The sequence below is a fragment of the Yersinia sp. LJYL362 genome, from assembly GCF_048323875.1.
In genome coordinates this window covers 1-12,034 of the sequence record NZ_JBLWEX010000151.1, presented here as the reverse complement: position 1 = coordinate 12,034, position 12,034 = coordinate 1, and the positions used below count along the sequence as shown (strand labels likewise).

The following is a 12,034-nucleotide window of genomic DNA, read 5'->3' as shown; positions in this document are numbered from 1 at the left end:
GTGCCACTATTGGCTGCCGGGAGTGACGGGCCGGGTTAAAGTCGTTAATGGTAACCGAACTTAACATGCCACTAAGCCTGCTCTTAACCACTTATCAAAAAAACAAAAGCAAAAAACCCGCTTAGTTTCCTAAGCGGGTTTCTCTAAATTTGGCTCCTCTGACTGGACTCGAACCAGTGACATACGGATTAACAGTCCGCCGTTCTACCGACTGAACTACAGAGGAATCGTGTGAACGAGGCGAATAATAGCGAGGGTGGTGGCGTTTGTCAAAGTAGAAAAACACTAAAAATGTGCGTTTGCTGAGAGAATAAGCTTATTGGCTTGTTTTTCAGCAAACTTGTCTGCTTTTCCGCTATTTTTATCTGATTTTTATTCAGATTTATCATTGCATGTTACATTGTCACTTTAACTAACTGGCTGTTTTTTACTTGATTACCGGCATCATCAAAATAAACATACTCCAAGGTCAGTTTTCCGTTGAGCGAGGTAGGGGGATGTTCAAATTGATACTGTCGCGTAGCAAACGGGGTGATCATCATGTTCATCTGTTGCGCGATGGTATGGCTTTGTTGTGCGCTGCTGAGCTGCATCTGACCGAATGAAACATGATATGGCGTAGGATTATGAACGGTGAGGACATATTCTTTATTTTGTTTTTGCAGAGTAAAACTGACTTTTTTCATCGCTTCATCCGGTTTAGGTGCTAATCCATTGGGTCGATAAAAAATTTTCATCTGCGTGTTCATTGCCATCGCGACTTGAGCATGAGCATCGGCGTTGCGCCGTGTTTTAGGTGGAATTTCATAGAGATTAAGCCAATAAACTGACTCTCGGTCGGTGGGCAAATTGTCACCTTTATTAATAATACGCAGCGCTTGTGCGGCACCAGACTGCATTTTAAAAACTGCTGGTAACACCATAAACGGCGCTTCCGCCTGGTCCGGTGTGCTATCTACGTCGCCATTGTCAACCCAAGTCTGTACGACCACTGGATAATCATTGGTATTCGCCAGCATCAATGTACGCTCGCGTGACTCGGGTTGATAAATCATCCGGGTTGAACTGGCAACAAGGCCCGCGTGAGCAGCTTGATTGATGTTGAACATCAATAAAAACAGGCAGAGATATCTCATTGTATTTTCACCAAAACATAGGCTGTAGCATCAATTTTACCGGCTGTTGGCGTGCCATTCGGTAGTTTTTTTAATGTGGCAGTGAAGTGGTGTGAATAGTTGTTGAAACCCGCAGCATTACTGCCATTAGCATTAGCCCCGGTGAGAACCGGATACCAACCTGCACTGGTAGTGGAAATACAGTTGCTGACACATCCCCCCCAGCCAACAAAATTCATCGCTCTGCCGCTGCTGTCACTGAGGCTGATCCCCACACCGGTGGCAATACGTTTGTCTGTGCCATAGTGATCGGAAAGCAGGTAACTGACACCGCCCGCAGAATTGACCAATCCTAAGCTTTGAGCAATCAGATAGCCGGGTAATGAGGTCTGGATACCGAGCGCGGTTTGTCCACTATTAATACCTGACTCGGTACCAGATTGGCATTCAATATCAACGGTAATATCCGCGCTACGTGTCTGATTATCATTGAGTTCATTTACAGTGATAATGGGGAAAACCACATAAGGTGTTACGTTGCGCACGACGCAGGTGTTTTTGCGCGTCAGGACAGATACCGGTGAGGTATTCATACCAAACGCCATATAGCGACCTGTTCCCCATGTCTGATAGTTGGTCGCTGAATCATATCCTGTTTCTGGTACTGGCATCCCAGGGCCTTTGAACACCACATATCCATTAGGTTGATTGCAGGTATAACTGCCGGAGTAACTCTCTGCCGCAGGCCCCGGGCAGCCCCAACTGGAAGGGCCGGGAGTGCGATCCACCGTACCGACCTTTTTCAGTTCGGCGCGGATTTGGCTGAAGTGCTTGCCTTTAATCTGAATTTTATTACCGACCACATCGTATTTCTTCAACGGAACCTGTTGCCAGATTCGGGTGAACTCAATACCGCTATCGACGTGAATAAGTTTTAACGCGGTATAAGGGAAAAAGGTCTGAAAATAGTTGTCGCCCATATTGGTATAGCCGCCAACATTACTGTCGCCGTTAGTCGCAAAGACTTCAAATAGGCTGTCTTTATCGGCGACATCACACTCATAGATGACAGCCTCGGGATCTGACCAGAAGCGGGCAGGGACCAGGCTGATAATGCTGGAGGCCAAAATGGAATCGATGGGCTGAATGTAATTACTAGTGATATTGACATTGCCTAGTTGCAACGAAGCACCGTAGTTATCACCACCGATATTCGCACCTTTCCAAACGCATTGGGCATAGCCGGGAGAGGTGAGGCTCAATAATATGAGTGAAAAAAACCATCGCCAACGATGTGAGAAAAGAGGTTTGCCTTGATCATGGTAGGTTGCAAGGCGTGTCATAGGATTCATACTGTTTCTCTGATTCAATGCTGGGTAACGACACACAAGGCATCGAGTTTATACAGCTGTTTATCTTTATTGGGCGTGCCGAGATCGTAATCTAGCTGGCAGCGCTCATTCTCGGCATCACCCCATACCAGCAGCAGCGTTCCACGGGCCTGTTCAGCTCGCAAATATGCCTGACTGGCTTGCCCAACCATGCCAACTTCCCTATCTTGGCGGTTATTATCGTCATGCTTGTTGGCTGGGCCACTTGTGGTGTAAACCACCGCCCCCATCGGCACTTGGCTGCCATCAGCAAGTTTGACCGAGATTAAGAGAGGGTATCCGTTGAGGGTGCGAAAACGGACTTTGACTGCTGAACCGGCATAAGGGGCAATTTGGCGCTCCCCATCCTGAAGTTCAGTATTGAAATCCATACCATCAGGATCGAGGGTGATGGTGTTGTAGCGATATGGCGTCAGGGTCGGAACCAAGGCATAGCCGAAGCCGTCGATTTTTGCCCCTTGCCCATACATGACTTTGGCCCCACTGGCCCCTTTTGCCTCAATCAGCGCAAAGGTATCGCTCAGGTACGGCCCCAGCGTGACGCCTCCGCGGTGGAAAGCTATGGCCCCACGGGTGCTGGCAGAACCTTGCCAGTAACCAGGGCTAAGTGAAGCACTGCCACTCAGGCTGGTGACCGGCAGCCGTTTTTGCAGGCTGCCACTAAAGGTATTTTCTTTGGATTGTTCACTGCGGGCGAAGTCCATGCTGTAGCTGGCTGACTGATCGTCGCCCATCACACCGGCCAGCGAAGTCTGATAGCTGGCACCACTGATTCGACTATTAACAGCACCGGCCGAGACATAGGGGGCCTGAGGGTTGCCACCTAATGGGAATGAAACGGACATTTGCACCACGGTTTCATTGGTAGCGAGAAGGTTAGCTCCGTTCGCCGCCGGCATACCGCTACCGGGGTCGACAAAGTAAGTTTCGTTGGTGCCCCCGCCGGTTTTTTGTTTTGAAATAGCAAGGTTAAAACTGGTATTACGCCATAGCGTATTGGCATAACCCAATTGCAACTGGGTATCGCGCTCGCGTGAATTGCGGTAATCCTGTGAGGATGCCGTCAAATACAGTGAACCGTAACTGTTAAGATTCTGATTAAGGGAGATTTCAGCCCGGCTGCGCTGTTGGTAAGTCCCTGAGCTCCATACTTTACCGTTACTGGCCGCCCGTATACCCAATACATCACTTAAATCACGGTAACCTTCCGTTGAATAACGGTAGCCCGCCACTGATAACGTGGTGTTAGTGGTTTCAAAGGTACGACTGAAAGAAGCCCGTGCCATCCAGCCATTCTGCGATTTGTTCTCTGATGAGTGGGTATCGCTCGGAAGGCTGGCATGGGAATAGGTGGCATCCAGCCCCAAGGCACCTATATAGTGGGTAAAAACGCCGCCCAGCATCACCGCCTGATATCCCGAGGCTAAGCGCATCCCGCTATTGGCCGTAATAGCGTTACTCACCCCCTGTTGATAGGTCAGCTCACCGAACATTTCTTGACTGCTCAAATCACGGACCTGGCCTGCGGCGAAGCTATAGCGTGAATAACCGGGGCGTAATGATTCAGGCACCGAGGAGAACGGCACTTGGAAGGTGCTGAGAGTGCCATCGGCTTCTTGAATTTCAACAGTTAAGTCACCGCCAAAGTTTGTTGCGGTTAAGTCGTTGAATTCAAATGCTCCTGGCGAAACGGTGCTTTGATAAATTGGCCGATTATTCTGATATACCGTTACCTTAGCATTAGTTCTGGCAATCCCCCGGATAACAGGAGCATAACCACGTTGTGACTCCGGCAGCATGCGGTCATCGGTGCTCAGCGCAATACCGCTAAATCCCAGACTGGAGAAAAACTGGCCGGAACTGAATGTCTCACCCACAGTAACTTCACTGCCAATACTGGGTAGGGCACGTTGGCTGTATAAACGGTTAGATGTCCAGTTCGCCCCTCGGGTTGGGTCATAGCGCAAAGAGCCTTGTTGACGAAAACGCCACATCCCGGCATTGATGCCATTATTTAGGCTGAGATAGGTCGAGTCGGTGCTGCGCTTAATCCCATCTTTGTTATAACCCACATGATATTGGTTTAAGTTGTAATTACTAAAACCAATGGTTTCTCCCGCCGTGAGATTGCGAGGGTCAACATAGCCACGTGGGACATTCTTCACATACAGTTGTGGAATCGATAAATCAAAACGTAATTTGGCATAATCGAAACGATAGTCACTGGCAGGCAACAGGGTTTTGAAATCCAGACAGTCATCTTCCTGATTGGCATTTTTCAGCACACTGTCATTTACGCCAGCTTGCAGCAGTTGTGACGCTGATAAGCAGGGAACAACTGCATCATCTTTGGTTATAAATATCAGTTCGATACGATCGACAAACTTGTTGTTCATATAGAGATCAACTTGGTATTTGCCTGCTTCATAACTGTCTTTCTTATTAAAGCGGGAAATGGCACCTAAGCCGAGTGATGAACCGCGCAATAACGCATCCTCAAACACATATTCGTCTTGCTTACTCTCATCTGCCGCTGACACAGAGTGACTGACCAACAGACCCTGTGTTAGCAGGTAGGATAACCAGGGAGCAAACCTCACGTTTTTTCCCTGTAGCCCGGCACATTCACGATCCTCATCACGACAACATTACAAATGGTAATCGCAAGGGATGTTAGTGCCATAATCATTGACCACGTTCAACGTGAGCAGCTCGCCTTTTTTGGCTTTAACCCCAGCGGGTAAAGCCAAATCAGTGGTCGAGTTAGGGGCAAACATCTCGTTGGTAGCAAATGAGATGGTTTTCCCGTCACTGACCAGTTTGGCATCACGCAGGCTTATGTAATAAGCCGTAGGATTGTGTATCTTGATTTTGTCACCATTGGTGCTCTCCAGAGTGACGCGGACCTTTGCACCCAAGGTATCGACGTTTTCTTTTAATGCAGCAGGGCGATAAAAGACTTTCAGTCGATTATTAACGATTAAAACCAGTTTGTTTTCAGGCTGTGTATCGGCTTTTTTTAAGGCGGGAATTTGTAAAAAATTCAGATAGAAAACGGATTCACGATCTTTGGGTAAATTATGCTCAATATAGGACAGGCGAACCACTTGGCCACTTTTGGCTTCCATCCGGAATATTTGGGGAGTCAATGTGAAAGGGACATCACTTTTTGATGGCGAAGACTGATTATTGCCATCATCCATCCATAATTGGACCAAATTAGGGTGGTCATCTTTATTACTGAGCTGTAGCACCTTCTCCCGAGTACCTTCAGGATAAATGATACGTGTCCCTGTCATGACAACACTGGCTTGCGTCCATAAGGGTACGCCGCTAAGCAGTAATAATGTGCAGGCGATAATGTTGTGGGCAGTCAGTGTCATGGCGCTTACTTGTCCTTGGTTTTGCTGGTTTGCATCGGCTCCGTTACCGGTTGGCCAACATATTCATGAAACAGTTTGGATTTCACGAATAGTCAGGGATAGGTGATCGCATATTGCGCGGAAGCAATAACGCTCCCCGCGGTGGCGCGACCTTCTTCTGTAATATATTGGGCTGCCAAATCTTGTGATGCTGATGTCGAACCAGCGACCAGCGTAATTCCAGGTACTGAAACGCTGCCACCAGACATACGAATAGGAGCGCCATTCGCATCAAGTAACTGAATAGCAACATTTTGTGCTGTTCCTACATTGCCCAGATTACCGGCAGATGTGACGTTCATTCCCTGAAAAACAGAGCTGATTTTGGTGTCTTGAATGGCGATATTGCAGCCAGTGAGATTGATGGTGAAATTGGTTTTACCAGCGACAGCATTGACTTGATTCAAGTTACTGGTTGAGACGGTGGGTAACAGAACAACAGGTGTGTTGGCTGTGCCATTGATATCAACCATGCAAGTCTGTTCAGCAACTTCCCCCTGAAATTTGATTGTGTTATTTGAAGTCGCCGCTAACGCGATACCCGGTAGGGTCAATAGCGCCAACGTCATTAGTGTTTTTCCCATGTCATTCCCACTTAAATTTATATTTTCATTAACGGGAGTCTTCAGCATTCAACAAAATAAGCGATTATTTAGCTGAATATGATCTTCCGTTATTTATATTGGCTATCTGGTTTCGCGACCGGTGGTAGTGTAAGGGGAAAACAGAGGGGACAGAATGAGAGGCGTCTTTGTTTTGTATGTGAAATTTCCTACAAAAACTGTAGGAACTTGTCCTGCTTAAATTCGCAGTAATTATAAAGTCTGTATATTACAATGTATTACGCATTATTTTGGGTGTGTAATGATACTTCTGTTATAAAGTATGAATAATTAGTTCATAAAAAACTCGTCAAAACGTCTGACGAGTTTCAATGAAAGCATTAATTTAATCCCTTAATTCTAGGGCGGCGAACTACCTATTTCAGCGTATGAGGCTATTAATTCCACTAATAATTGGTTCGTCTGAGTCAATAGTGCCAGGTAGTCAACGCCATAGGTAATAACGGCATATTTATCCTGTGCGTGCAGCAGGGATTCGAGTTTAATGCAGCTGTCCACCAGAGGCAGGGCATCAATCAATTGTACGCCGCCCTTAATTCGATGAACCAGACTGGCCATTTCTTTATAAACTTCAGTAGACATAGTGCTGTCATCATCGACGGTGAAGCGTGAATACAGTTGTGTTAACGCCGCAGTATCTTGCACATTACTCTCCAGCAATGATTGCAATAGCTGCAACTCCACTTCGTTGTTGCCTCCAGAGAGGTTTTTTAGCTTATTCTGCGCGGCAACAAGGGGCGTAGCGGGTTCATTGTTAACAATATTTGGCACGCTATCTTGTACCGTGACATCACCAACAGACGCATGAGAGGGTATGTTCGCATCACTGCTAATAATTTCCTGACGCAGCAGGGTGGTGCGCAGTGTATCGATAGTGACAGGTTTAATCATACAGTCATTCATACCGGCGTCGCTGCAACGGGTGGTACTCTCTTCCCGCGCATCTGCGGTGCAACCAATGATGACCAACTCTTTCATCGTGGCACTATTACGGATATGGGCCGCCAGTTCATAGCCATTCATCAACGGCATATTGTAGTCGGTGATGACGGCATCAAAACTATAATGCTGCAATATCTGCCAGGCTTCAGCGCCATTCTCGGCACTCATCACTTGCTCGATACCGATAAAGGCTAACTGTTGCTGAAGTAACTGACGGTTAGCCGGTAAATCATCTACCACCAGAATGCGCAAATTTTTCAACTGATTCAGTTGCGCTTCATCTGCGACGGCAATGGCTGATTCCTGTGGTAAATCATCGGCACTGGCAACTTCCAGCGGTAATGTAATAAACAGGCTGGTACCTTTGCCGAGTTGGCTTTCTAAGGTAATTTCCCCACCCATTTTATGAATCAGCTGATGGCAGATCCATAGCCCCAAACCAGAACCTCCGAAACGCGGTGATTTCCCCTCGTTGGCCTGGCTGAATGGCTGGAATAATGTGGCTTGTGCCGCAGGAGAAATGCCAATACCGGTGTCGGTAATATCAATATTCATTACCCCATGTTTGTCGTCGATAGCTTCCCAGGTGATATCCACTGACACGCTACCTTGTTCGGTAAACTTCAGCGCGTTGCCCAATAGATTACCCATGACTTGCCGTACCCGCAGCATATCTACCATGACTAAATCAGGGATTTGATTATCTACCCAACCAGAGAACCGCAGATTACGTTCATCGGCGATGGGTTGATAAATCGTAAACATTCGCTCTATTTCCTGACGGAAATCGACCACGGCGGGGTGAACACTCAGTTGCCCGGCTTCGATTTTGGCAGAGTCGATGATGTCATCAAGCAAAAGCATCAGCGATTGAGCAGACTTGGAAACTGTGACTAATGTGTTTTTATTGACCGGCTGTTCACTGCGTATCTCCAGCTCCAACAATCCCATAATGGCGTACATGGGGGTGCGCAGCTCATGGCTAATGGTCGCCAGGAAGGTACTCTTGGTGCGGTTGGCGCTTTCGGCTTCGACGCGAGCGGCTTCCAGTTGCCGTTCAACTGTTTTCCGTTGGCTGATATCCAGCCAGCCACCGAGTAGACTGCGCTCAGCATTATCCAGCGGAATAATCCACAGGAAGATATCACGCAACTCTCCGTTGATCTCAAGAGAGAGGTCCACCATTTGCGGTTTTCGGTTGGTTAACACCATGCGGCAATATTTATCTATTTCGCGATCCAATGGACTGGTCATTGGCCAATTGGCTGGCTCATTATTGTGATTGAGCAGGTCGTTTAGCTTATCCTGATGCGCGTCAGCAAAGTAGCTGTTATAAACGGCCAGTTCTCCAGCAGCAGTACGAATAAATACCGCGAATGGCAGAGCATTAATAATCGATTCTTGTTGTAGCAAACGAGCATGTAACAACGCAGCCTGACGGCGTTTATTGAATACCAGATAACCCAGATATAAACCGAACACTAATAGCAGGCCTGAACTGATTTTCAGCGTTAACATCAGCCATTCGTTGTCTTGTAGGCTTTCATCAAAACTGATGGGTTTAGGTTTAAATGTGCTCCAGTCACTGATGATATTGTCCAGTTCTTCCGGTGGGATAGATTCAATGACTTTATCTACGATGGCTTTTAATTCAGGAAGCTTCGGGCTGATAGCAAATGCCATCATCAGCGGCTCTTCGCCGGTGACCGCAACCGTTTTAATATTGGGGGTAAAGTTCTGTGCTGACAGATAGTTAGCGGTCATCATATTTTTGATAATCGCATCGACTTTCCCTTGTTGTAACATGCGTACCAACGTCATGGTATCGGGGGCTTCAACAAAGGTGATTTTTTGTGCCAAAAGAGTGTTGTTAATTACACCACCGGAAGTGCTACCCGCTTGTATCCCAACGCGTTTTCCCGCCAGGTCCGCGACGTTGTTGATATCGTTACGATCTTCTCGCGTCAAAATACCCCACAACGATTGTGCGACGGGCGAGGAGTAAAGGTTATTACCGTATTGGCCATTGCGTACCGCGACAATCGGCAGCATATCTATCTTTCCGGCAGCAAAATCACGCACACCTTCGCCGCTGTCCTTAATATAAATCGGCTTAAATTTAATACCGGTTCGGCGTGAAATAATGTCGATGAGATCAATAGAGAAACCGGCCATTTCACCGGTTTGGCGATCACGGAATATTAATGGAGCCAAATCCAGTGGCGCAGCGTAGGTCACCTCTGGATGATGCTGAATCCAGTTAAGTTCTTGTTCTGTAAGCAGTAATTTAGCATCAATATTATAATGATGTTTGCTGCCAAACCAACGTTGTTGAATATCGCCGGTAGCGCGGCTGGGTAGCAATTCCAGAATCTGATTAATGTAATCAATCAGTTTTTGATTTTTTTCCAGCGCCAGGAAGGTGTAAGGGGCTGGGTGATAAGGGGCAAAGTTACGAATTTGCAGTGTCAGCAGCTGTAATTGGTCAATCAAATAGTTGGCTGATGTGGCATTGGCCACAAAGACATCGGCATTGCCATAGGCAACGGCCAGTAACCCTTGTAACTGGTTAGGATAGGCGACGATTTTATCTGCATGATAATTAAACAAAAACTCCGGTGAAAGCGGTTCGTTATTGACGATAGCCACTGTTTCCGGATGGGTGCGTTTGGTGGGATCCCAGTTCTTACTACGAACCTCAACATGCCGGTTAGTGAAGAAGGCATGGGAAGCAATAAGTCCTGGCTGAGCGGGCATTGGAGTGCCTGCCATTAAATCGACCTGACCATTTTCCAGTGCATTCAGTACTAAGCCGTAATCGCAATAACCAATCATCTGGAAAGAGAGTTGGCTGGCGTCACTGATGATTTTTAGATAATCCGCGACAATACCTTCGATGGAAGTATCATCGCGGTTAACAACAAACGGGGTATTGGCATCAATAACCACGCCCACTTTTACCGTACGCCGGCTTGATTGGCGGGCATCAGTCGCTGGAGGGAGTAATAAGTCTTCACTGTAACTGTTTGCAATACTGTGTATGGTCAACGGCTGACCGGTATCACACCCCTGACGACTCGTCATCAGGGCAGCATGAAGTTGCCCGCTCAGTAACACCAGGCAACACAGTAAAATGCGTAAAGGAAACCAACGACGTAGAGATAATACAGTACGCGGTAAATCAGACCTGGCTGAACTAGACCAAATTATGGGTATGCGCATAATCTGCCAGTTCAATTACAGAACTCAGTCCTAATTTAGTCAGGATGCGCGTTTTATAGGTACTGACAGTTTTGTTACTGATAAACATCTCGTCGGCAATCTGTTTATTTGACAAACCATTGACCAGATAACGTAAAACATTAATTTCTCGCTCTGACAACAAACGAGCCCGATTGACGGGATCATGGCTTGAAGGCTGCCCGGCTAATTGGGTCAAGGTTTCAGATGGAAAGAAAGAATACCCGCGTAATACGTTCTGTGCGGCAAATAGAATTTCGCTAATATCTTTATTTTTACTAATGAAACCGTTGGCTCCAGCCTGTAATGCCCGCACAGCAAAAACTTGCTCATTCTTAGCTGACAAAAATAACGATTTACCGGTAAAACCACGTTGTTGCAGTTTTTTCAGCAATGAAAAACCATCAAAGTTTGGCAGTTCAATATCGATAATAACCAGGTCAACCGTATTATTTTTTAATGTTTCCAGGGCTTCACTGCCATCAACTGATTCGTAAATAGTTGAAAATTCGTTGCTTTGTGAAAGCAATGCACGAATGGCAACACGAATTGCCGGGTGGTCATCAACTATCATCACTGATTTAGTCATGTTATCTCCGTAAACCGTTATATCTTGGGATTCGCAGAGTTAATTCACTGCTCCTCGCTCGCACCGATCGACTTCAAATGATTACCCAAGACGAGATAAACAAGAACCGCTACTGCCGATGCCCAAAGTAATAATTATGTAAGGTACTATTTCGGTGATTTTAATCTCTAATTATAGATTATCAAGAAAAGATTCTTACTGATCGCCTTTGTTGCGTAGTCCAATTCATCCTATAGACATTCTTCTGTTTAGAGAATTGATTATAAACGAATTAGGATTTTTTTTATTGAAATGCAATTGTTTGACTCAGTAAAAAACACAGGAATAGTAAAGTTATCACTCTAAATGTAAATATATAAGACTTTTCGATGCCTTATGTAGGAAAGTTCCAGGGCACATTGCTGAATTTATTCCAGCATAAATATCAGAGAGATAGTCTCTGATTTGATAATGCTTCGTCAAAATGGGGAAAAAATGAATTAATGATGCTTTAAGGATCTTGCTATCACGGTAAAAGTGACAGCAAACGTGGTAGCAAAACAAAGCAAAAAAACCGCTTAGTTGCCTAAGCGGGTTTCTCTAATATGGCTCCTCTGACTGGACTCGAACCAGTGACATACGGATTAACAGTCCGCCGTTCTACCGACTGAACTACAGAGGAATCGTGTGAACGGGGCGAATAATAGCGGGGTATGAGGAACATGTCAAAGGG

Annotated in this window: 7 protein-coding genes and 2 tRNA genes; all 9 read right to left on the bottom strand. The window is 46.3% G+C overall.

Annotated elements, in window-relative coordinates; translation table 11 throughout:
• Window positions 1-150 precede the first annotated feature (150 nt).
• The 9 genes from ACNSO8_RS07110 to ACNSO8_RS07070 all read right to left on the bottom strand — a co-directional run bounded on the left by ACNSO8_RS07110 (window position 151) and on the right by ACNSO8_RS07070 (window position 11,983).
• Window positions 151-226: transfer RNA gene (locus ACNSO8_RS07110), tRNA-Asn, on the bottom strand.
• 169 nt (window positions 227-395) lie between these two features.
• Complete coding sequence (locus ACNSO8_RS07105; RefSeq protein WP_418394226.1) at window positions 396-1,136, bottom strand: molecular chaperone; 741 nt, start codon at window positions 1,134-1,136, stop codon at window positions 396-398.
• The gene (locus ACNSO8_RS07100; RefSeq protein ID WP_019080920.1) at window positions 1,133-2,467 is read right to left on the bottom strand and encodes a fimbrial protein; all 1,335 of its coding nucleotides are present in this window, start codon (window positions 2,465-2,467) and stop codon (window positions 1,133-1,135) included. Before ACNSO8_RS07100 ends, ACNSO8_RS07105 begins: the two co-directional genes overlap by 4 nt.
• Before the next feature lie 14 nt (window positions 2,468-2,481).
• Window positions 2,482-5,106: a fimbria/pilus outer membrane usher protein gene (locus ACNSO8_RS07095; RefSeq protein ID WP_046051206.1), complete on the bottom strand. Its 2,625-nt coding sequence runs from the start codon at window positions 5,104-5,106 to the stop codon at window positions 2,482-2,484.
• A 48-nt stretch (window positions 5,107-5,154) separates the two neighbouring features.
• A complete protein-coding gene (locus ACNSO8_RS07090) occupies window positions 5,155-5,889 on the bottom strand; it encodes a molecular chaperone (protein WP_019082825.1) in 735 nt (244 codons plus the stop codon).
• 92 nt (window positions 5,890-5,981) lie between these two features.
• Window positions 5,982-6,512 carry a fimbrial protein gene (locus ACNSO8_RS07085; protein ID WP_005164580.1) on the bottom strand — a complete coding sequence of 177 codons (531 nt, stop codon included), beginning with the start codon at window positions 6,510-6,512 and terminating at the stop codon, window positions 5,982-5,984.
• A 378-nt stretch (window positions 6,513-6,890) separates the two neighbouring features.
• Entirely contained in the window at window positions 6,891-10,610 is a 3,720-nt protein-coding gene (locus ACNSO8_RS07080; protein ID WP_418394227.1) for an ATP-binding protein, read from the bottom strand.
• 79 nt (window positions 10,611-10,689) lie between these two features.
• The gene (locus ACNSO8_RS07075; protein WP_019080917.1) at window positions 10,690-11,322 is read right to left on the bottom strand and encodes a response regulator transcription factor; all 633 of its coding nucleotides are present in this window, start codon (window positions 11,320-11,322) and stop codon (window positions 10,690-10,692) included.
• Between the two features lie 585 nt (window positions 11,323-11,907).
• Window positions 11,908-11,983, bottom strand: a tRNA-Asn gene (locus tag ACNSO8_RS07070).
• Window positions 11,984-12,034: the final 51 nt, after the last annotated feature.

Excerpts from the sequence above, each read along its gene's own strand:
- ACNSO8_RS07085 (WP_005164580.1), bottom strand. The coding sequence starts at position 6,512 with ATGGGAAAAACACTAATGACGTTGGCGCTATTGACCCTACCGGGTATC.
- ACNSO8_RS07105 (WP_418394226.1), bottom strand. The coding sequence starts at position 1,136 with ATGAGATATCTCTGCCTGTTTTTATTGATGTTCAACATCAATCAAGCT.
- ACNSO8_RS07100 (WP_019080920.1), bottom strand. The coding sequence starts at position 2,467 with ATGAATCCTATGACACGCCTTGCAACCTACCATGATCAAGGCAAACCT.
- ACNSO8_RS07090 (WP_019082825.1), bottom strand. The coding sequence starts at position 5,889 with ATGACACTGACTGCCCACAACATTATCGCCTGCACATTATTACTGCTT.
- ACNSO8_RS07075 (WP_019080917.1), bottom strand. The coding sequence starts at position 11,322 with ATGACTAAATCAGTGATGATAGTTGATGACCACCCGGCAATTCGTGTT.